Annotated in this window: 18 protein-coding genes; 13 read left to right on the top strand and 5 right to left on the bottom strand. The window is 52.4% G+C overall.

The annotated features are described in order from the left end of the window. Window positions 1-25 precede the first annotated feature (25 nt). Window positions 26-364 carry a DUF413 domain-containing protein gene (locus ACOZIO_RS22445; protein WP_013577551.1) on the top strand — a complete coding sequence of 113 codons (339 nt, stop codon included), beginning with the start codon at window positions 26-28 and terminating at the stop codon, window positions 362-364. A 24-nt stretch (window positions 365-388) separates the two neighbouring features. Here ACOZIO_RS22445 and ACOZIO_RS22440 read toward each other — a convergent pair whose 3' ends face one another. Next, window positions 389-1,924 (bottom strand): YifB family Mg chelatase-like AAA ATPase, encoded by a 1,536-nt coding sequence (locus ACOZIO_RS22440; protein WP_129955231.1) that lies wholly within the window; start codon window positions 1,922-1,924, stop codon window positions 389-391. A 365-nt stretch (window positions 1,925-2,289) separates the two neighbouring features. Here ACOZIO_RS22440 and ACOZIO_RS22435 point away from each other — a divergent pair, with 365 nt between their 5' ends. The 7 genes from ACOZIO_RS22435 to ilvA all read left to right on the top strand — a co-directional run bounded on the left by ACOZIO_RS22435 (window position 2,290) and on the right by ilvA (window position 10,237). Further along, a complete protein-coding gene (locus tag ACOZIO_RS22435) occupies window positions 2,290-3,528 on the top strand; it encodes an MFS transporter (RefSeq protein ID WP_129955230.1) in 1,239 nt (412 codons plus the stop codon). 132 nt (window positions 3,529-3,660) lie between these two features. Further along, window positions 3,661-3,762 carry an ilv operon leader peptide gene (ilvL, locus tag ACOZIO_RS22430; protein ID WP_015699153.1) on the top strand — a complete coding sequence of 34 codons (102 nt, stop codon included), beginning with the start codon at window positions 3,661-3,663 and terminating at the stop codon, window positions 3,760-3,762. Between the two features lie 147 nt (window positions 3,763-3,909). Beyond that, entirely contained in the window at window positions 3,910-5,556 is a 1,647-nt protein-coding gene (gene ilvG, locus ACOZIO_RS22425; RefSeq protein WP_421595731.1) for an acetolactate synthase 2 catalytic subunit, read from the top strand. Further along, a complete protein-coding gene (gene ilvM, locus ACOZIO_RS22420) occupies window positions 5,553-5,816 on the top strand; it encodes an acetolactate synthase 2 small subunit (RefSeq protein ID WP_013577547.1) in 264 nt (87 codons plus the stop codon). The genes ilvG and ilvM overlap by 4 nt, the downstream gene beginning before the upstream one ends. A gap of 17 nt (window positions 5,817-5,833) precedes the next feature. Continuing rightward, window positions 5,834-6,763, top strand: coding sequence for a branched-chain amino acid transaminase (locus tag ACOZIO_RS22415; RefSeq protein WP_013577546.1), 930 nt, complete (start codon window positions 5,834-5,836; stop codon window positions 6,761-6,763). A gap of 73 nt (window positions 6,764-6,836) precedes the next feature. Beyond that, the gene (ilvD, locus tag ACOZIO_RS22410; RefSeq protein ID WP_129955228.1) at window positions 6,837-8,687 is read left to right on the top strand and encodes a dihydroxy-acid dehydratase; all 1,851 of its coding nucleotides are present in this window, start codon (window positions 6,837-6,839) and stop codon (window positions 8,685-8,687) included. 5 nt (window positions 8,688-8,692) lie between these two features. Further along, the gene (gene ilvA / locus ACOZIO_RS22405) at window positions 8,693-10,237 is read left to right on the top strand and encodes a threonine ammonia-lyase, biosynthetic (RefSeq protein WP_129955227.1); all 1,545 of its coding nucleotides are present in this window, start codon (window positions 8,693-8,695) and stop codon (window positions 10,235-10,237) included. A gap of 47 nt (window positions 10,238-10,284) precedes the next feature. Here ilvA and ilvY read toward each other — a convergent pair whose 3' ends face one another. Next, on the bottom strand, window positions 10,285-11,166 hold the full coding sequence (gene ilvY, locus ACOZIO_RS22400; protein ID WP_129955226.1) for an HTH-type transcriptional activator IlvY: 882 nt from the start codon (window positions 11,164-11,166) through the stop codon (window positions 10,285-10,287). Between the two features lie 186 nt (window positions 11,167-11,352). Between ilvY and ilvC the strand changes: the two genes are divergently transcribed. Then, a complete protein-coding gene (ilvC, locus tag ACOZIO_RS22395; RefSeq protein WP_056772344.1) occupies window positions 11,353-12,828 on the top strand; it encodes a ketol-acid reductoisomerase in 1,476 nt (491 codons plus the stop codon). A 269-nt stretch (window positions 12,829-13,097) separates the two neighbouring features. Here ilvC and ppiC read toward each other — a convergent pair whose 3' ends face one another. Then, a complete protein-coding gene (gene ppiC, locus ACOZIO_RS22390; protein WP_015690589.1) occupies window positions 13,098-13,379 on the bottom strand; it encodes a peptidylprolyl isomerase PpiC in 282 nt (93 codons plus the stop codon). A 175-nt stretch (window positions 13,380-13,554) separates the two neighbouring features. Here ppiC and rep point away from each other — a divergent pair, with 175 nt between their 5' ends. Next, entirely contained in the window at window positions 13,555-15,579 is a 2,025-nt protein-coding gene (gene rep, locus ACOZIO_RS22385) for a DNA helicase Rep (protein WP_129955225.1), read from the top strand. 81 nt (window positions 15,580-15,660) lie between these two features. Here rep and gppA read toward each other — a convergent pair whose 3' ends face one another. Then, a complete protein-coding gene (gppA, locus tag ACOZIO_RS22380) occupies window positions 15,661-17,151 on the bottom strand; it encodes a guanosine-5'-triphosphate,3'-diphosphate diphosphatase (protein WP_129955224.1) in 1,491 nt (496 codons plus the stop codon). A gap of 6 nt (window positions 17,152-17,157) precedes the next feature. After that, the gene (rhlB, locus tag ACOZIO_RS22375; RefSeq protein ID WP_129955223.1) at window positions 17,158-18,450 is read right to left on the bottom strand and encodes an ATP-dependent RNA helicase RhlB; all 1,293 of its coding nucleotides are present in this window, start codon (window positions 18,448-18,450) and stop codon (window positions 17,158-17,160) included. A gap of 117 nt (window positions 18,451-18,567) precedes the next feature. Between rhlB and trxA the strand changes: the two genes are divergently transcribed. From trxA to wecA, 3 genes are all read left to right on the top strand, one after another. After that, window positions 18,568-18,894: a thioredoxin TrxA gene (gene trxA, locus ACOZIO_RS22370; protein WP_013577537.1), complete on the top strand. Its 327-nt coding sequence runs from the start codon at window positions 18,568-18,570 to the stop codon at window positions 18,892-18,894. Between the two features lie 415 nt (window positions 18,895-19,309). Next, a complete protein-coding gene (gene rho / locus ACOZIO_RS22365) occupies window positions 19,310-20,569 on the top strand; it encodes a transcription termination factor Rho (RefSeq protein WP_013577536.1) in 1,260 nt (419 codons plus the stop codon). Between the two features lie 285 nt (window positions 20,570-20,854). After that, entirely contained in the window at window positions 20,855-21,940 is a 1,086-nt protein-coding gene (gene wecA / locus ACOZIO_RS22360) for a UDP-N-acetylglucosamine--undecaprenyl-phosphate N-acetylglucosaminephosphotransferase (protein ID WP_129955222.1), read from the top strand. Window positions 21,941-21,946 lie beyond the last annotated feature (6 nt).

Here is a 21,946-nt window from a genome sequence, read left to right as displayed (position 1 = left end):
CATGAGAGAATTAGGAGCGTGTCAGATGGCGGAAAGCTTCACCACGACAAGTCGTTTTTTTGATAATAAACATTACCCTCGCGGGTTCTCCCGGCATGGCGATTTCACCATTAAAGAAGCGCAAATGCTAGAACGTTACGGCTTCGCGTTTAACGAGCTGGATCTGGGAAAACGTGAGCCCGTTACCGACGAAGAAAAACTGTTCCTGGAGGTTTGCCGCGGTACACGCGAACCTGTCACGGATGCAGAAAAAGTGTGGAACAAATACATTGTCCGCACGCGTCGTCCGAAGAAATTCCACACGTTGTCTGGCGGTAAACCGCAGGCCGACGCTGTAGAAGACTACACGGAAAGTGATGACTAATGAAACGGGGCGATGCCCCGTTTTTTATGCCAGACTCTTATGCAGGTTTAACAATAGCCTATCCATGCTGCGATAGCTTAACGCCTCCGCAAGATGTCGCCTTTCAATCGATTCTATGCCCCCCAGATCCGCCAGTGTTCTTGCCACTTTCAGAATGCGGTGCCAGGCCCTGACAGACAATCCCAGTTTATGCAGCACCTCTTCCAGAAATTCAGCATCTGCTTTGGTTAACCCGCAGTACGTCTCCACTTCGCTGCTGCTCAGGTGCGCGTTGATTTTTCCTGCGCGTTTTAACTGAATTTCTCTGGCGATCAACACCCGTTCCCGCACGTGCACACTACTTTCCCTGAGCGCGGGCGTCGAGTTCTGCTGGCTCAAAATGCCGGGCGGCAGGAGCGGGACTTCAATCGACAGATCGAATCTGTCGAGAAACGGACCGGAAAGCCGGCTCAGATAGCGTAAAACCTGCTGTGGCGGCGTACGGTTATGAATGCCCTGATAATGTCCTGTCGGGCTGGGATTCATCGCTGCAATCAGCTGTGTCCTTGCCGGATAGCGCACTTTCGCCCTCGCGCGGGAAATAGTGATTTCGCCTGATTCCATGGGTTGGCGCAAAGCATCGAGAACCTGCCGCTGAAACTCAGGCAGTTCGTCGAGAAACAATACGCCGTTATGTGCCAGCGATATTTCTCCTGGTCTGGGTAACGAGCCGCCGCCCACCAGTGCGCTCATTGAAGTGCTGTGATGCGGAGCACGGAAAGGGCGAATACGGGAGAATTCATCGTTTTCTTCCGGGTTATACACCAGGCTGGCAATGGCGGCGGTTTCCAGCTTTTCCTCGTTACTCATGGGCGGCAATAATCCGGGCAACCGGCTGGCCAGCATGGTTTTTCCAGTACCGGGCGGTCCAATCAGTAATAGATTATGCCCTCCCGCTGCCGCTACTTCGAGCGCGCGCTTTGATTGCTCCTGCCCGATAATATCGGCAATATCAGGCTGATGCGCAAGCCGGGTCGGTTGTGCCGGGAATTCAATCGGTGGCAGGCTACTTTCTCCCTGTATAAACGCGCAGACCTGCAATAAATGCCCGGCAACCAGCGCCACACCGGGCTCCAGCAGCGTCATTTCCGTTTGATTACTTTGCGGCAGGATCAACACCCGGCCTTCTTTTTTTGCCTCCAGTGCCGCCGGAATCGCGCCATTCACGCTGCGCAACGCACCAGAAAGACCGAGCTCACCCAGAAATTCGTACTCTTCAAGCTTATCGCCCTGAAGTTGCTCTGAGGCCACCAGAATCGCCAGCGCGATGGACAAATCATACCGGCCCCCTTCTTTGGGTAAATCAGCAGGCGCAAGATTGACGGTGATGCGTTTTGCGGGAAAAGTGAACCCGCAGTTGATGATGGCGCTGCGAACCCGATCTCTGGCCTCCTTGACAGTGGTTTCGGGCAAACCTACCAATGTCAGGGCGGGTAATCCATTGCTGATATGAACTTCAACCGAGACACCCGGTGCCTGAACCCCCAGCGATGCGCGGGTATACACCACGGCTAATGACATGCTTTTTCCTTTGCTATGAGATCTCCTGACAGCAGCATGCCTGAGTCAGGAACGCTTTCGGGGAGAGAATTTCTGCAATGTGTAATGTCATGGAAAAATAATCTGCAAGTCAGCAGCTTAACCTAGAGGAATGCGAGCAGTCCCGCAATGACAGTAATACTCCTTAACAGTTTGAGGGCTCTCGAAACAAATTAGCGGCCTAATTAAGTTGCCGATGATACCGGCAGAGGTGTTTAATCTTGCTGTATTTAACAATAAATAAACAAATGCAGACACCAATTAACATCTCTCTGCCTGACCAGGGGTTTTCCGCAATTTCCTGGTGAGTGCACCGCCTACAGTTATTCCGGAATAGGGACTCACCCATGTTTGGTTGGACTTCCCGGCAGCGTAATGTTGCCATCGCCAGCTTTCTGAGCTGGACTCTCGACGCTTTCGATTTCTTTATTTTAGTCTTCCTGCTCAGTGATATTGCTTCGGCCTTTCAGGTGGATATCAAACAGGTGACACTGGCCATTCTGCTGACGTTGGCCGTGCGGCCGATTGGGGCGTTGCTGTTCGGACGAGCAGCGGAAAAGTATGGACGCAAACCGGTGCTGATGGTGAATATCGCACTGTTTTCTTTTTTCGAGCTGTGTACTGCGGCGGCACCTTCACTGATGGTTTTTCTCATCCTTCGCGTAATTTATGGCATTGCGATGGGCGGTGTCTGGGGAGTAGCTTCTTCTCTGGCGATGGAAACCATACCTGACCGTTCCCGTGGTGTGATGTCGGGGATTTTCCAGGCGGGTTATCCGTTTGGTTATCTGCTGGCGGCGGTGGTGTATGGTCTGCTGTCCGAAACCGTCGGCTGGCGCGGGATGTTTGTCATCGGAGCTGTTCCGATTTTTCTTCTGCCATTTATCTGGTTTAAAGTGCAGGAATCACCGGTCTGGCTGGCGGCACGGGAGCGTAATGAGAGCACGGCTCTGATGCCGGTGCTGAAGAAAAACTGGAAGCTGTGTGTGTATCTGGTTGTACTGATGGCGGGTTTTAATTTCTTCAGCCACGGTACACAAGATCTCTATCCGACATTCCTCAAAGTTCAGCATGGTTTTGATGCACATACCGTCAGTTTAATCGCCATTAGCTACAATATCGCGTCAATTATCGGTGGGGTATTCTTCGGTTCGCTGTCGGAGAAAATTGGCCGTAAAAAAGCGATTATTATTGCTGCGTTACTTTCATTGCCGGTCATTCCTTTATGGGCTTTCTCCGGCGGTTCATGGATGCTGGGGTTGGGCGCGTTCCTGATGCAGTTTATGGTGCAGGGCGCATGGGGTGTCGTGCCGACTTATCTGACCGAACTGGTGCCAGCCAATACGCGGGCTGTTCTGCCGGGTTTTGTTTACCAACTCGGTAATCTGATCGCTTCAGTCAATGCGACACTTCAGGCCTACATTGCAGAAAGCCACGGGCATAATTACGGACTGGCGATGGCGATGGTGGCCGGCACCGTCGCTATCCTGATTTCTGTTCTGGTAGCATTTGGCCGTGATACGCGCGGAAAAGCGATTGCCGGAACAATAAATAATCAAAGTACTGATCATCGCGCTAAGGTCTGATTTTTCAGACGATTTTTCACGAATTCTGCAACGGGCTGCAAATAATAACGCAAGAAAAGTGTTGTCATTAATCATCTTACTGTGGTAACTCTGTAGGCAATCGTTCGCAATATGAATTTTAGAAAACTAAAAATGAAAGCCCTTCTCCTCGTAGTTAGCCTAGTCGTGATTAGCGTGGTGGTGATTATTATCCCACCGTGCGGGGCTGCACTTGGACGAAGAAAGGCTTATTAAACAAGCCTGAACCTGAAAAGAAACCCCGCACCGAAAGGTCCGGGGTTTTTTTTTTGGTCAGGAATTTCAGAGAACAGAGAGGCGGGGTCGGAAAATGAGCAACAGCATAATATTCTGCACTTGTCGCAAAAAGGCAGGAGAATAAAGATGAACGGAGCACAATGGGTAGTACAAGCGTTGCGTGCGCAGGGTGTAAATACTGTATTTGGTTATCCTGGCGGGGCAATCATGCCGGTATACGATGCATTGTATGACGGCGGCGTAGAACACCTGTTGTGCCGGCATGAGCAGGGTGCCGCAATGGCTGCCATCGGCTATGCCCGTTCTACCGGAAAAGTCGGCGTCTGTATCGCCACTTCCGGTCCTGGCGCGACCAACCTGATCACCGGCCTGGCCGACGCACTTTTAGATTCCGTTCCGCTGGTGGCCATCACCGGACAGGTTGGTTCCGCCTTCATTGGCACCGATGCCTTTCAGGAAATCGATGTGTTAGGTTTGTCCCTGGCCTGTACCAAACACAGCTTTCTGGTTGAATCTCTGGAAGCGCTGCCGGAAATCATGGCTGAAGCCTTTGCCATCGCCAGCTCCGGTCGTCCGGGCCCGGTTCTGATCGACATCCCGAAAGATATCCAGCTGGCCGTCGGTGAATTACCGCCGCATCTGGTCGCCGTTGAAGAAACGTTCCCGCACTCTGCCACTGAATTACAACAAGCCTATGCCATGATCACCACCGCGCAAAAACCGATGGTTTACGTCGGTGGCGGTGTCGGTATCGCACAGGCCGTCCCGGCATTGCGCGAATTCATTTCTGCGACAGGTATTCCTGCGGTAGCAACGTTGAAAGGTCTGGGGGCACCGGATGCCAGCGACCCGTGTTATCTGGGTATGCTGGGAATGCACGGTACCAAAGCGGCGAATCTGGCCGTTCAGTCCTGCGATTTGCTGATTGCCGTTGGTGCGCGTTTCGATGACCGTGTGACCGGCAAGCTGAATACCTTTGCGCCAGATGCCGTGGTTATCCACATGGATATCGACCCGGCTGAGCTGAACAAACTGCGTCAGGCGCATGTGGCGCTGCAGGGTGATCTGAACTTGCTGTTACCGGCGCTGCAACAACCTCTGAACATCAACGCATGGCGTGATGAAGTGATGACGCTGAAAGCGCAGGGCGAATGGCGCTATGACCACCCGGGTGAAGCGATTTATGCGCCGTTGTTACTGAAACAAATCTCTGACCGTAAATCAGCCAATACCGTCGTGACCACCGACGTTGGCCAGCATCAGATGTGGACCGCGCAACATATGCAGTTCACCCGTCCGGAAAACTTCATCACCTCCAGTGGTCTGGGCACGATGGGTTTCGGCGTACCTGCCGCAGTCGGTGCACAAGTTGCCCGCCCGGACGATATGGTGATCTGCGTATCTGGCGACGGTTCATTCATGATGAACGTTCAGGAACTGGGCACCATCAAGCGAAAACAGTTGCCCGTTAAAATCCTGTTGCTGGATAACCAGCGGTTAGGGATGGTTCGACAGTGGCAGGAATTGTTCTTCGACGGACGCTTCAGTGAAACCAACCTCTCCGATAACCCCGATTTTGTCACGCTGGCCAGCGCATTCAATATCCCCGGCCAACGTATCCACCGTAAAGATCAAGTCGATGCCGCTCTGGACGCTTTCTTCAACAGTGAAGGTCCGTATTTGCTCCAGGTTTCTATCGATGAAAATGAGAATGTCTGGCCACTGGTTCCACCGGGCGCAGGCAACGAAACCATGCTGGAGAAAATATCATGATGCAACATAACGTCTCAATTCAGGCCCGTTTCCGTCCCGAAATGTTAGAGCGCGTATTACGCGTGGTCCGTCACCGTGGTTTTCAGGTGTGCGCAATGAACATGACGCCGATGGTCAATGCGGAAAATATAAATATCGAATTGACCGTTGCCAGTCAGCGTCCGGTAGATTTACTGTCTTCACAGTTACGCAAACTTATGGATGTCGCGTGTGTCGAGATCCAGCAACATACATCACAACAAATACGCGCGAATGCGTGAGTAAAGGAACGAGAAGAATGACGAAGAAAGCTGATTACATTTGGTTCAATGGTGAAATGGTGCCGTGGGCTGAAGCTAAAGTCCATGTCATGTCACACGCACTGCATTACGGCACTTCCGTTTTCGAAGGCGTGCGTTGCTACGACTCCCATAAAGGCCCGGTCGTATTCCGTCACCGTGAACACATGCAGCGTCTGCGCGATTCCGCAAAAATTTATCGTATGCCTGTTTCCCAGAGCGTGGATGAGCTGATGGAAGCTTGCCGTGAAACTCTGCGCAAAAACAATCTGGTCAGTGCCTATATCCGTCCGCTGGTGTTTGTTGGCGATGTGGGAATGGGCGTTAACCCGCCGGACGGCTACAAAACTGATGTAATCATCGCAGCCTTCCCGTGGGGCGCGTATCTGGGTGAAGAAGCGCTGGAACAGGGCATCGATGCGATGGTGTCTTCATGGAACCGCGTTGCAGCAAACACCATTCCAACGGCCGCCAAAGCGGGGGGTAACTACCTGTCTTCCCTGCTGGTCGGCAGCGAAGCACGTCGTCACGGTTATCAGGAAGGTATTGCGCTGGACATCCATGGCTATGTATCTGAAGGTGCTGGCGAAAACCTGTTTGAAGTGAAAGAAGGCATTTTATTCACGCCTCCGTTTACCTCTTCCGCGCTGCCGGGTATCACCCGTGACGCTATTATTAAACTGGCGAAAGATCTGGGACTGGAAGTGCGTGAGCAAGTTCTGTCCCGTGAATCGCTGTATCTGGCAGACGAAGTCTTCATGTCCGGCACCGCCGCAGAAATCACGCCGGTGCGCAGTGTTGACGGCATCCAGGTCGGTATCGGCAAACGGGGTCCGGTCACCAAACAAATTCAGGATGCATTCTTCGGCCTGTTCACCGGCAAAACCGAAGACAAATGGGGTTGGCTGGATCCAATTAACCCTCAATAATCAAAAGAATAAGAATTGCGCAGGCGGCGATGGCGCAGCCTGCTAAACAGAAATGATTTGGAGTGAACAGAGCATGCCTAAGTACCGTTCCCACACCACGACTCATGGCCGCAACATGGCTGGTGCCCGCGCTTTATGGCGTGCCACTGGCATGACGGACAACGATTTCGGTAAGCCAATTATCGCCGTCGTTAACTCATTCACCCAGTTTGTACCGGGGCACGTGCACCTGCGCGATCTGGGTAAGCTGGTTGCTGAACAAATCGAAGCGTCCGGCGGCGTGGCGAAAGAATTCAACACGATCGCGGTGGATGACGGGATCGCCATGGGGCATGGTGGCATGCTGTATTCATTGCCTTCACGTGAACTGATTGCTGACTCGGTGGAATACATGGTTAACGCGCACTGCGCCGATGCCATGGTGTGTATTTCCAACTGCGACAAAATCACTCCGGGAATGCTGATGGCGTCACTGCGCCTGAACATTCCGGTGATCTTTGTTTCCGGTGGCCCGATGGAAGCCGGGAAAACCAAACTGTCTGACAAAATCATCAAACTCGACCTGGTCGATGCGATGATTCAAGGCGCAAACCCGAACGTCAGCGATGCCGACAGCGAACAAATCGAACGTTCTGCCTGTCCGACCTGCGGTTCGTGTTCCGGGATGTTCACCGCAAACTCTATGAACTGTCTGACCGAAGCGCTGGGGCTTTCCCAGCCGGGTAACGGTTCATTGCTGGCTACCCATGCTGACCGTAAAGATCTGTTCCTGAATGCCGGTCGTCGCATCGTTGAGCTGACCAAACGTTATTACGAGCAGGACGATGTCAGCGCACTGCCGCGCAGCATTGCCAGCAAAGCGGCTTTCGAAAATGCCATGACGTTGGATATCGCGATGGGCGGCTCGACCAACACTGTACTGCATCTGCTGGCGGCAGCGCAGGAAGGCGAAATTGAATTCGACATGACCGACATTGACCGTCTGTCACGCAAAGTGCCGCATCTGTGTAAGGTCGCGCCAAGCACCCAGAAATATCACATGGAAGATGTGCACCGGGCAGGGGGCGTGCTGGCGATTCTGGGGGAACTGGATCGCGCTAATCTCCTGAACCGCGACGTGAAAAACATCCTGGGCCTGACCCTGAACCAGACGCTGGATCAGTACGACATTATGCTGACCCAAGACGAAGCCGTGAAAAAAATGTTCCGCGCGGGTCCCGCCGGTATCCGCACCACGCAGGCTTTCTCGCAGGACTGCCGCTGGGACACGCTGGATGATGACCGCGCCGACGGTTGTATCCGTTCGTTTGAGCATGCATTCAGTAAAGACGGTGGTCTGGCCGTGCTTTACGGCAACATCGCCGAAGCGGGCAGCATCGTTAAAACCGCAGGCGTGGATGAATCCAACCTGACCTTCCGTGGTCCGGCAAAAGTGTACGAAAGCCAGGATGATGCCGTTTCCGCGATCCTCGGCGGCAAAGTGGTTTCCGGCGACGTTGTGGTTATCCGTTACGAAGGGCCGAAAGGCGGGCCGGGCATGCAGGAAATGCTGTATCCGACCACTTACCTGAAATCCATGGGGCTCGGCAAAGAGTGTGCGCTGATCACCGATGGCCGTTTCTCGGGCGGCACTTCCGGTTTATCTATCGGTCACGTTTCTCCGGAAGCGGGCAGCGGTGGTCTGATTGCGCTGGTGGAAGATGGCGACATCATCGACATCGATATTCCAAACCGCAAAATGGTGCTGGATGTGCCCGCGGCAGAACTGGCGGCGCGTCACGAAGCTGAACTGGCCCGCGGCGACAAAGCCTGGACGCCGAAAAACCGTGAACGTGTGGTTTCTCTGGCGCTGCGTGCTTACGCATTGCTGGCAACCAGCGCGGACAAAGGCGCAGTACGCGACAAGTCTAAGCTGGGAGGCTGACAGTCATGGCGGTATCACAACCTCTACCCGACCAGCCGTGCGGCGCAGAATATCTGCGTGCCGTACTGCGTGCGCCGGTTTATGAAGTCGCGCAGGTGACGCCTTTGCAGGTCATGGAAAAGATCTCTTCCCGGCTGGGTAACACCATTCTGGTGAAGAGGGAGGATCGCCAGGCCGTTCACAGTTTTAAACTGCGCGGCGCCTATTCGATGATCGCCAGCCTGACGGAAGAACAGGCTGCGCGTGGTGTCATCACCGCGTCTGCGGGAAATCACGCGCAGGGTGTTGCGTTATCGGCGACCAAAAAAGGCATCAAATCGCTGATTGTGATGCCGGTTGCCACAGCAGATATCAAAGTGGATGCCGTGCGTAACTTCGGCGGCGAAGTTTTGCTGCATGGCGCCAATTTCGATGAGGCGAAAGCCAAAGCGATCACGCTGTCGCAGGAACAGGGCATGACGTTTGTGCCGCCATTTGACCATCCGGCGGTGATAGCCGGGCAGGGCACGCTGGCAATGGAGTTGCTGCAACAGGATGCGCATCTTGACCGCGTATTCGTCCCGGTCGGCGGTGGTGGTCTGGCCGCCGGCGTCGCCGTGCTGATCAAACAATTGATGCCACAGATTCAGGTCATCGGTGTCGAAGCTGAAGATTCTGCCTGCCTGCGCGCGGCAATGGATGCCGGTGAACCGGTTGATCTGGCGCGTGTGGGTTTGTTTGCGGAAGGCGTGGCAGTGAAACGTATCGGCAACGAAACGTTCCGTTTGTGTCGCGAATATCTTGATGACGTCATCACCGTCGACAGTGATTCAATTTGCGCTGCCGTGAAAGATTTGTTCGAAGACGTCCGCGCCATTGCTGAGCCTTCCGGTGCGCTGGCGCTGGCGGGGCTGAAAAAATATGTGCAGCAGCACAATATTCAGGGTGAGCGACTGGCGCATGTGCTTTCCGGCGCGAACGTCAATTTCCACGGTCTGCGTTATGTGTCGGAACGCTGTGAACTGGGTGAGCAACGTGAAGCGCTGCTGGCAGTGACTATTCCTGAGCGTAAAGGCAGTTTCCTGAAGTTTTGTCAGTTGCTGGGTGGCCGTTCGGTAACGGAGTTCAACTACCGTTACGCCGATGCGGATAATGCCTGCATTTTTGTCGGTGTGCGTCTGACACGCGGCCATGCGGAACGTCAGGAAATCATCGCGGAACTCAATCATGACGGCTATCAGGTCGTGGATTTGTCCGATGATGAAATGGCGAAACTGCATGTCCGTTACATGGTGGGCGGCCGTCCGACCAAGCCTCTGCGCGAGCGGCTTTACAGCTTTGAATTCCCTGAATCACCGGGCGCGTTGCTGAAATTCCTGCACACGCTGGGTACGCACTGGAATATATCGTTGTTCCATTACCGTAGCCACGGCACCGATTTTGGCCGTGTGCTGGCGGCCTTTGAGCTGAACGAACAAGAACCGGAATTTGAAAAGAACCTGTCGGCACTGGGTTATGACTGTCATAACGAAAGTGATAATCCGGCGTTCCGCTTCTTCCTGGCGGGCTAAACTCAACGGGGCACCTGAAAAGTGCCCCTTTTTTATGGTGTAAACGTTCAGAGCAATTGCCAGAACGCGTCGATCAGGGGTTCGTTCAGGCGTTTTTTTTGCACGCAGACGCCCAGTTCCAGCGGCGCGCCGAGCGTGACGTTATCCAGAATGGAAATACGGTTGCGCACCGGTTCCGGGCTGTTATCGACCACGACGGACGGAATGAGTGCGATACCGCAACCGAGCGCGACCATCGAGACAATGGCTTCATGGCCGGATACCGTGGCATAAATCAGCGGATTGCTCAGGCGGTTGCGTTTAAACCAGACGTCGATGCGTTTTCGTGCCGGACCATGCTCCGGCAGGATGAACGGAATTTGTGACCAGTCCGGATGCGGTTCGCTGACCTGTGTGCGTACGGCGCAAGGCAGGGAAGGAGAAATCAGGATCATCGGGATTTCGCCGATCTGTGTGAAATCGACGCTGCCCGGCAAACTTTCCGGACGACCAGCGATCCCCAGATCCGCTTCGGTGGACTGAACTTTTTCAACCGCATCGGCGGCATCACCGGTGGTGAGTTTGATTTCTACCAGCGGATGCTGCGCACGGAAACGGTCAAGGATCGGCGGCAGATGACTGTAGGCGGCGGTTACCGAGCAAAAAAGTCGCAATTCGCCGCTCAGTGTCGGGCCATGCTGATCCAGCCCGCTGCGCAGTTGCTGATAATGCAGCAGCGTTTGCTGAGCAAAGTTTTTGAGTTGTTCACCTGCACTGGTCAGTTGCACGGTGCGGTTATCACGCTGAAATAACGGCTGGCCGAGTTCTTCTTCCAGCCGCTGGATCTGGCGTGACAATGTGGACGGGCTGACATGCATCGCCTTTGACGAACGGCCAAAATGGCGGCTTTCCGCCAGATGTAAAAACAGTTTCAGATCACGTAAGTCCATATCGAATACCCGGCTTTTTAGTTTCACAGGAATCAAACGAAGTATATTGCAGAATCTGCAACATCATCTTCGTAATATATCAATTTAAGCAATGTGTCGCATGACATATAGTGAATTCACGGCGTTCACCGGCTCACCGGTGAAACAAAAAATAACAGCACTTACCTCGATAGAACGGAGCAAGACATGGCTAACTATTTCAACACACTGAACCTGCGTCAGCAGCTGGCACAACTGGGCAAATGCCGCTTCATGGGTCGCGATGAATTCGCGGACGAAGCCAGCTACCTCAAAGGTAAAAAAGTGGTGATTGTAGGCTGTGGTGCACAGGGCCTGAACCAGGGGCTGAACATGCGTGATTCCGGTCTGGATGTGTCCTACACCCTGCGTGCAGAAGCCATTGCTGAGAAGCGAGCTTCATGGCGTAAAGCGACCGAAAACGGCTTTAAAGTCGGCACCTACGAAGAACTGATCCCGCAGGCTGATCTGGTGGTTAACCTGACGCCAGACAAACAGCACAGCGCGGTGGTAAAAGCGGTTCAGCCTCTGATGAAAGACGGCGCAACCCTGGGTTATTCCCACGGCTTCAACATCGTTGAAGTGGGCGAGCAAATCCGTAAAGACATCACCGTGGTGATGGTTGCCCCGAAATGTCCGGGTACCGAAGTGCGTGAAGAATACAAACGTGGTTTCGGTGTACCGACGCTGATCGCGGTTCACCCGGAAAACGACCCGAAAGGCGAAGGCATGGCGATTGCCAAAGCCTGGGCAGCAGCCACCGGCGGTCACCGTGCGGGCGTTCTGCAGTCTTCCTTCGTGGCTGAAGTAAAATCTGACCTGATGGGCGAGCAGACTATCCTGTGTGGCATGCTGCAGGCGGGTTCTCTGTTGTGCTTCGACAAACTGGTTGCTGACGGTGTTGATGAAGCCTACGCAGAAAAACTGTTGCAGTTCGGCTGGGAAACCATTACCGAAGCGCTGAAACAAGGCGGCATCACGCTGATGATGGACCGACTGTCCAACCCGGCGAAACTGCGTGCTTATGCGCTGTCCGAACAACTGAAAGAGATCATGGCGCCACTGTTCCAGAAACACATGGACGACATCATCTCCGGCGAATTCTCCAGCGGCATGATGGCTGACTGGGCGAACGACGACAAAAACCTGCTGACCTGGCGTGAAGAAACGGGCGCAACCGCGTTCGAAAATGCACCGCAGTTCGACGGTAAAATTTCCGAGCAGGAATACTTCGACCACGGCGTTGTGATGATTGCGATGGTGAAAGCGGGCGTTGAGCTGGCCTTCGAAACCATGGTGGCGTCCGGCATCATCGAAGAATCTGCTTACTACGAATCACTGCACGAACTGCCGCTGATCGCCAACACCGTTGCACGTAAGCGTCTGTACGAAATGAATGTGGTTATCTCGGATACGGCTGAATACGGTAACTACCTGTTCGCTAACGCTGCCGTGCCATTGCTGAAAGAGTTCATGACCACGCTGCAGGCAGGCGATCTGGGCAAATCAGTGGCTGAAACGCAGGTTGATAACGCGCAACTGCGCGACGTTAACGAAGCGATCCGCAACCATCCCATTGAGTCAATCGGCCGCACTTTGCGTGGCTATATGACTGATATGAAGCGTATCGCGGTAGCAAGCTGATCCCCCTTCATACTTCAAGCTACAGATGTGCTGGCTGCGTTCGGTCACCCGAATCACTTACCTGAGTAAGGTCATCGGGATTAATGAGCCTTGTCCCTGAGGCTCACCCTGCGGGCCAGCGCGAGCGCTGTTCAAATCGGTTCCCGACCGATTTGTCATTCGCTTGCCGCCTTCCTGTAACTCGAATTATTCGGGTCTCTAAGAAATAATAAAAAGGGCACTGCATGAAAATGCGGTGCCCTTTCTTTGGGTGCTGACAAAGACAGAACTTAGTTGCGGTACAAAATCTTAATGATGTGGTAACCGAACTGAGTGTGCAGCGGGCCCTGAGGCTCGATCAGGGGTGCGGAGAAAACCACCTTATCGAAAGCAGGCACCATGGCGCCTTGCTTGAATTCACCTAAATGGCCGCCTTTCTTGCCTGACGGGCAGGTAGAATGCTTCTTAGCCAGTTTTTCAAAATCACCACCATTCTTCAGTTGTTCAAGAAGATCGAGTGCCTGTGCTTCTTCCTTAACCAGGATATGCATTGCTGCGGCAGTTTTTGCCATGATAAGACCTTTTTACGAGAGTGTTTCCAGAGGCGTAATGTAACATCTGAAACCCCGCCGGGGGAATCCGGCCTGCATTCCATACACAACAAATTGCGCCGTAAAGCCTGTCAATCTCAGGCGGTGTTTCTGCTACAATCGCCGTCCTTGTCTATCAGGTGAGCAAAGATACGCCATGCGATTAAACCCCAGTCAACAACATGCCGTGGAATTTGTCACCGGACCCTGCCTGGTTCTGGCGGGTGCCGGTTCCGGCAAAACCAGGGTGATTACCAATAAAATCGCACACCTGATCCGCGAATGTGGCTATCAGGCGCGCCACATCGCAGCGGTGACTTTCACCAATAAGGCCGCACGCGAAATGAAAGAGCGCGTCGCACAAACCCTCGGGCGCAAAGAAGCACGTGGCTTGCTGATTGCGACGTTCCACACGCTCGGGCTGGAAATTATCAAACGCGAATATGCTGCCCTGGGCATGAAGTCTAATTTTTCTTTATTTGATGATCAGGACCAACTGGCCCTGCTTAAAGAACTGAGCGAAAAATGGCTGGAGAACGACAAGACATTATTGCAGCAGCTGGTATCGACGATCTCAAACTGGAAAAACGATCTGGTTGATCCTGCCCATGCTGCCGGTCTGGCGCGATCAGAACGCGATCAAATCTTCGCGCACTGCTACGGCCTTTATCATGACCATATGCGAGCCTGTAATATTCTTGATTTCGATGACCTGATCCTGCTGCCAACGCTATTGCTACAAAGTAATGAAGAGGTGCGAGAGCGATGGCAGAACAAGCTGCGTTATCTGCTGGTCGATGAATATCAGGACACCAACACCAGTCAGTATATGATGGTGAAACTTTTGGTCGGCAACCGCGCACGTTTCACCGTGGTGGGTGATGATGACCAGTCAATTTACTCCTGGCGCGGGGCGCGGCCGCAAAACCTGGTGTTGCTGAAAGAAGATTTTCCGCAGTTACAGGTTATCAAGCTTGAGCAAAATTACCGATCCACGCAGCGTATTTTGAAAGCCGCCAACATTCTGATCGCCAATAACCCGCATGTGTTCGAGAAGCGTTTATTCTCAGAGCTGGCTTATGGCGAATCACTGAAAGTAGTGACGGCAAATAATGAAGATCATGAATCCGAGCGGGTGGTCGGCGAGCTGATTGCCCATCACTTCATCAATAAAACTGCTTATGGTGATTACGCGATTTTGTACCGTGGCAACCATCAGTCGCGTTTGTTCGAAAAAATGCTGATGCAGAACCGTATCCCGTACCGGATTTCTGGCGGCACTTCCTTCTTCTCGCGGCCAGAGATTAAAGACCTGCTGGCTTATCTGCGTGTGCTCACCAATCCGGACGATGACAGTGCATTCCTGCGTATCGTTAACACGCCACGTCGTGAAATCGGGGCCGCCACTTTGCAAAAACTGGGGGAATGGGCCAATCAGCGCAATAAAGGGCTGTTTAAAGCCAGTTTTGATCTGGGGCTGAGTCAGTATCTGACGGGGCGCGGGCTGGAATCCCTGCAACGTTTCACACACTGGATGGGCAATATTTCTGCGCTGGCAGAACGTGAACCGGTTGCGGCGGTGCGGGATTTGATCCACGGTGTTGATTACGAAAGCTGGTTGTTTGAAACTTCTCCGAGCCCGAAAGCCGCTGAAATGCGCATGAAAAACGTCAATCAGCTGTTCAGCTGGATGACGGAAATGCTGGAAGGCACCGATCTGGATGAGCCAATGACGCTCACGCAGGTGGTCACCCGCTTTACGCTGCGTGACATGATGGAACGTGGCGAGAACGACGAAGAGCTGGACCAGGTTCAGCTGATGACGTTGCATGCCTCTAAAGGACTGGAGTTCCCTTATGTGTATCTGGTCGGTATGGAAGAAGGTTTGCTGCCGCATCAGAGCAGCATCGACGAAGATAACGTGGACGAAGAGCGGCGTCTGGCTTACGTGGGGATTACCCGGGCACAAAAAGAGCTGACGTTTACACTCTGTCGTGAGCGGCGTCAGTACGGCGAGCTGATCCGCCCGGAACCGAGCCGCTTCCTGCTGGAATTACCGCAGGATGACCTGGCCTGGGAAAGCGAACGTAAAGTAGTGAGCGCGCAGGAACGCATGGTGAAAGGGCAAAGCCACCTGGAGAAAATCCGCGAGCAACTGGCGAAAGCAAAAGGCGGCAATTAGCCATTAAATCTTAGCCATTAAAAAAGCAGAGGCTGATGAATCAGCTCTCTGCTTTACGCTATAACTTTTTACAGCTGCCGGTCACTGTTCTTCGACAAACAGTGGCCAGTGGACATAACTTTGCCAGTGGCTTTCCTGCTCTAATTCTTCAGCGCGCAGCGGATGCTGTTCCAGCCAACCCTGTGGCACAATCACACTCAGTTCATCATCATTGGCGCGTAAACGCACTGCAGGCAATGTGTCGTCGCGTCGACGGCTGGCAAATATGATCGCCAGACGCAGAATACGACAAAGACGTTGTGCCTGACGCGGTGGCACGGCGTTTTGTTCATTGAGCAACGGTAAATCAAGCGTGTTGTTTTGGTTTTGCAGTAACGTCGCCAGCAGCTTTTTTTGCGCCGGTGTGAAACCCGGCAGATCCAGATGACGGATCAGATAGGCTGCGTGATGGGGGGCTTTCTTGAAATCCACACTCAGGCCAATTTCGTGGATCAGGCAGGCACTGTTAAGCAGTTCACGGGCACGGGCATCCAGCTTCCATTCCTGAGCTACCTGCAGCGAAAAGTTCTCAGCCAGTTGTGCCACCCGCTCGGCCTGCTCATTGTCCAGCAGGTAACGGCGTTGCAGATTCCGCAGCGTACGCTGGCGGATATCCTGCTCGATCGGCAAATGCAGCATGCCGTAAACCAGGCCCTCACGCAATGCGCCACCCGCCAGAGTCATCATTTCGATGTTCAGGGTCTTGAAAATGGCTATCAGGATAGACAATCCGCTCGGGAAAACCAGCGCACGTTCAAGGGTCAGACCTTCAATCTCCAGCTCTTCCAGCTTGCCGCACTGAATGGCACGCTGTTTGAGCTGCTGAAGTTTAGGCAGCGTGATGTGTTCATCCATGCCCTGAGCGACCATGATTTCCTGTAAGGCCTGCACGGTACCGGAAGCGCCGACACAGATCTGCCAGCCATTCGCAATCAGCTCGGGAGCAACAGGAAGGATCATGTCTGTTGCCGCCTGTTCAGCCTGATCAAAGTTTTCTTTGGCCAGATTTCGATCCGCAAAATAGCGCTCCAGCCAGGTGACACAGCCCATCGAAAGGCTATAAAGCGTGGTGGCCTGAGCTCCGATGCCGGTCACCAGTTCTGTGCTGCCACCGCCAATATCGACGACCAGACGTTTATCCGGCCCGCCCGTGGTATGGGCAACGCCGTGATAAATCAGACGGGCTTCTTCTTCACCGGTAATGACCTGAATAGGACAACCGAGAATTAACTGAGCTTTACCCAGGAATTCATCGGCATTACTGGCAAGACGCAGCGTTGCGGTGGCAACGACACGAATTTGGTCGCGCGGGATATCCTGCAATCTTTCAGAAAATAACTTCAGGCATTGCCAGCCACGCTGCATCGCTTCCTGAGAAAGCAGATTTTGTTTATCCAGACCGGCGGCCAGACGCACTTTGCGTTTAATTCTGGCGAGGGTCTGGATACTGCCTGCCACCTCACGAACAACCAGCATGTGAAAGCTGTTAGAACCCAGATCAATCGCTGCATACAGTGAGGTGGAACTTAGCATAGGTTATCAGCCCGGACGTTTACGGTTGCTACGTGGTGCACTGCTGCGACGTGAAGACGAATTACTGTTACGACGCGGGCCGTTACCGGTGCGCGAGCGGGCAAGACGTTTTGCAGGAGGCAAATCAGTTAACAGCGCATCGCTGTTGTATTTACTGACCGGAATGCTGTGGCCGGTATAGGTTTCAATTGCCGGCAGATTCAGGGCATATTCTTCACATGCCAGGCTGATGGAATGACCACTCAGACCTGCACGACCGGTACGGCCAATGCGGTGCACATAGTCTTCACAGTCGTCAGGCAGGTCATAGTTAAAGACGTGCGTTACGGCAGGAATGTGCAAACCACGGGCAGCAACGTCGGTCGCAACCAGAATATCCAGCGTGCCTTTTGTGAAGTCTTCCAGAACACGAAGGCGTTTTTTCTGCGGAACGTCACCGGTCAGCAAACCGACACGGTGTCCGTCGGCCGCCAGATGGCCCCAGACATCTTCACAACGGTGTTTAGTGTTGGCAAAAATAATGCAGCGATCCGGCCATTCTTCTTCAATCAGCGTCTGCAACAGGCGCATTTTTTCTTCGTTTGAAGGATAGAACAGCTCTTCTTTAATACGATGGCCGGTTTTTTGTTCCGGTTCGATTTCAATCGACTCGGCATTATTCATGTTTTCGAACGCCAGTTCTTTCACACGATAGGAAAGCGTTGCTGAGAACAGCATGTTCAGGCGTTGATTAGCAGGAGGCATCCGGCGGAACAACCAGCGGATATCTTTGATGAAGCCCAGATCGAACATGCGGTCTGCTTCATCCAGTACCACCACCTGGATCGCGCCCAGGTCGATGTGGTTCTGTTTAGTGTAATCGATTAAACGGCCGGTGGTTCCGATCAGGATGTCCACGCCGCTTTCCAGCACTTTTAGCTGTTTATCGTACCCGTCGCCGCCATATGCCAGGCCTAATTTCAGCCCGGTAGATTCAGATAATGCTTCGGCGTCGGAGTGGATCTGCACCGCGAGTTCACGCGTAGGTGCCATGATCAAGGCACGCGGCTGGTTAGTCTGACGACCTTCCGCAGCAGGGTGAGAAAGTAGATAATGGAAAGTAGACGCTAAAAAAGCCAGCGTCTTGCCGGTACCGGTTTGCGCCTGACCTGCAACATCACGCCCAGCGAGCGTGATTGGCAATGCCAATGCCTGAATAGGAGTACAGTAATGGAAGCCTTTCTTTTCAAGGGCTTCTACTGCCAGCGGGTGCAGGGCGAAGTCGGAAAACTTCTGTTCGGTCAAGTGTGTTTTGCTCATAGTGTGGTAGAATATCAGCTAACTATTGCTTTACGAAAGCGTATCCGGTGAAATAAAGTCAACCTGATGTTGGTTAATGCTACATCAACAAGGTAAAGATAATCCTTTGGAGTAAACATGAGCGATAAAATTATTCACCTGACCGATGACAGTTTCGACAACGACGTATTGAAAGCCGAAGGGCTGGTGCTGGTCGATTTTTGGGCAGAGTGGTGCGGACCATGTAAGATGATCGCTCCGATTCTGGATGAAATTGCCACTGAGTTCGAAGGCAAGCTGACCATCGCGAAACTGAACATCGATGAAAATCCAGGTACTGCCCCTAAATATGGCATCCGTGGTATTCCTACCCTGCTGTTATTTAAAGGCGGCGAAGTCGCAGCAACTAAAGTTGGCGCACTGTCGAAAGGTCAGTTGAAAGAGTTCTTAACAGCTAATCTGTAATCGGTCGGGATGACCTAAGCCAGGTGTTTAGCGGGTTACCGTGTTTTTCACATTGTCCGCTAGACGCCTGTCAAGAAGCATGCTAAGTTTACGCTTACTGCAAATAGAGCTTACCTGTAGTTTGATTCTTACGTTTTACTCTGTTGTGTCAAAAACATCTGCCTATAAAGTTTCTTTGAATAATAATTAAATTGAACTGGCACTGTACTTGACCATCTAACGGTTTTGACAAAATCGGCTTTAAGACACCTTCAATATCAGCATTACCCCTCAAGAATCGCCCGCGCGCGACTGCCTGCGGCTGGATTACCGGGCTGTTATTTAGGTGTCATACAATAAACAGGCATGGATGACCCTGCCATACCCATTCACGACAGATGTTCGAGACATACCCCGAGTTTAAGAACCCACCATTATGAATCTTACCGAATTAAAGAATACGCCGGTCTCTGACCTCATTGCACTCGGCGAAAATATGGGACTGGAAAACCAGGCCCGCATGCGTAAGCAAGACATTATCTTTTCAATATTGAAGCAGCATGCGAAAAGCGGAGAAGACATCTTCGGTGATGGCGTACTGGAGATATTGCAGGATGGATTTGGTTTCCTCCGCTCCGGAGACAGTTCCTACCTCGCAGGCCCCGACGACATCTACGTATCTCCAAGCCAAATTCGCCGCTTCAACCTTCGTACCGGCGACACCATTTCCGGTAAAATCCGTCCACCAAAAGAAGGTGAACGTTATTTTGCCCTGTTGAAAGTTAACGAAGTTAACTACGACAAACCAGAAAACGCCCGTAGCAAAATCCTGTTTGAAAACTTAACCCCTCTGCATGCTAATTCACGTCTGCGTATGGAACGGGGTAACGGTTCAACAGAAGATTTGACCGCTCGCGTACTGGATTTAGCTTCGCCAATTGGTCGCGGTCAACGTGGTCTGATTGTTGCTCCGCCGAAAGCCGGTAAAACCATGCTGCTGCAAAACATCGCCACCAGCATTGCGTACAACCACCCTGACTGCGTGCTGATGGTACTGCTGATTGACGAACGTCCGGAAGAAGTGACCGAGATGCAGCGTCTGGTGAAAGGTGAAGTTATCGCCTCTACCTTTGACGAGCCCGCTTCCCGCCACGTTCAGGTGGCTGAAATGGTCATCGAAAAGGCCAAGCGTCTGGTTGAGCATAAGAAAGACGTAATCATTTTGCTGGACTCCATTACCCGTCTGGCACGTGCTTACAACACCGTGGTGCCTGCTTCAGGCAAGGTGCTGACCGGTGGTGTGGATGCCAATGCCTTGCACCGTCCAAAACGCTTCTTCGGTGCTGCGCGTAACGTGGAAGAGGGTGGTAGCCTGACTATCATCGCTACTGCGCTGGTTGATACCGGCTCTAAAATGGATGAAGTTATCTATGAAGAGTTTAAAGGTACCGGCAACATGGAATTACATCTGGCGCGTAAAATCGCTGAAAAACGTGTCTTCCCTGCGATCGACTACAACCGCTCTGGTACCCGTAAAGAAGAGCTGTTGACCACTTCTGAAGAACTGCAAAAAATGTGGATCCTGCGTAAAATCATTCATCCGATGGGTGAGATCGATGCGATGGAATTCCTCATCAACAAGCTTGCAATGACCAAGACCAATGATGACTTCTTCGACATGATGAAACGTTCTTAATTTGGTGTAAAGTCCGCTCAACGCCACGCACAGTCGTGGCGTTTTTTGTTTTTGGTGGCTACCATAATGCTACTTTGGGAAGATTGTCAGACTATTCGGATAATAGCTGATGGTTTATCACGTGCCCTTTCTTTACTTTGTCGGTTGATTGCCCGAGAAATGGCAGCAGATAAGGTCTTGCCCGAGACAAAACCATAACTGTCACCATAGGATATGATTTAAGGCTGTGAGGTTTATGATGCTGTCAACTCCACACCTTATTTTTGCAGAAGAGACTTCTTAACTGTGAATTTACTCAATATGAGTACTGAGCTAGCGATTGTTTTCGTATTTTCATTCCTCTTTTTATTCGTTGCCCGGAAGGTAGCGAATAAAATCGGACTTGTTGATAAACCGAATTTTCGTAAACGTCACCAGGGACTGATACCACTCGTTGGTGGGATCTCTGTCTATGCGGGTGTTTGTTTTGCCTTTCTGATCACCAATTATACTATTCCACATGGCAACCTTTACATTGCCTGCGCCGGGCTGCTGGTATTAGTGGGTGCACTGGATGACCGTTTCGATATCAGTGTAAAAACACGTGCAATGGTTCAGGCCGTGGTCGCTGTTGCGATGATGAGTTTTGCTAACCTCACGCTTCGCAGCCTCGGACATCTGATTGGTCCCTGGGAAATGGTATTAGGCCCGTTTGGCTATCTTGTCACTTTGTTCGCCGTGTGGGCTGCCATTAACGCCTTCAACATGGTCGATGGTATTGATGGCTTACTGGGCGGCTTGTCTTGTGTCAGCTTTGGCTCACTGGGCCTCATCATGTACGAGAGCGGACACATGGAGTTAGCGTACTGGTGCTTCGCGATGATTGCCGCAATCATCCCGTATATTTTACTCAATTTGGGTGTTTTGGGGCCTCGTTACAAAGTCTTTATGGGCGACGCGGGCAGCACGCTGATAGGGTTTACGGTCATCTGGGTCCTCCTGCAAAGTACGCAAGGCGAATCTCATCCTATGAATCCGGTCACTGCACTTTGGCTTATCGCTATTCCCCTGATGGACATGGTCGCCATCATGTATCGCCGGCTTCGTAAAGGGATGAGCCCGTTCTCAGCAGATCGTCAGCACATTCATCATTTGATCATGCGCGCAGGTTTTACTTCACGTCAGGCTTTCGTCTTAATAACTGTGGCTGCCGCTATTCTGGCGGGCATTGGTGTGGTGGGCGAACATCTGAGTTTTGTTCCCGAATGGATAATGCTGGCTTTATTCTTCGTTGCCTTCCTGTTGTACGGCATCTGCATCAAACACGCCTGGCGTGTGGCGCGGTTTATAAAACGGGTTAAAAGACGTTTGCGCCGTTCTTCTAATCAATAATCACTT

This window comes from Rahnella sp. PD4, from assembly GCF_049199325.1.
In the GTDB taxonomy this organism is placed as follows: domain Bacteria; phylum Pseudomonadota; class Gammaproteobacteria; order Enterobacterales; family Enterobacteriaceae; genus Rahnella; species Rahnella perminowiae.
The sequence above is the reverse complement of the archived record's forward strand: the minus strand, read 5'-3'. Positions and strand labels throughout refer to the sequence as shown.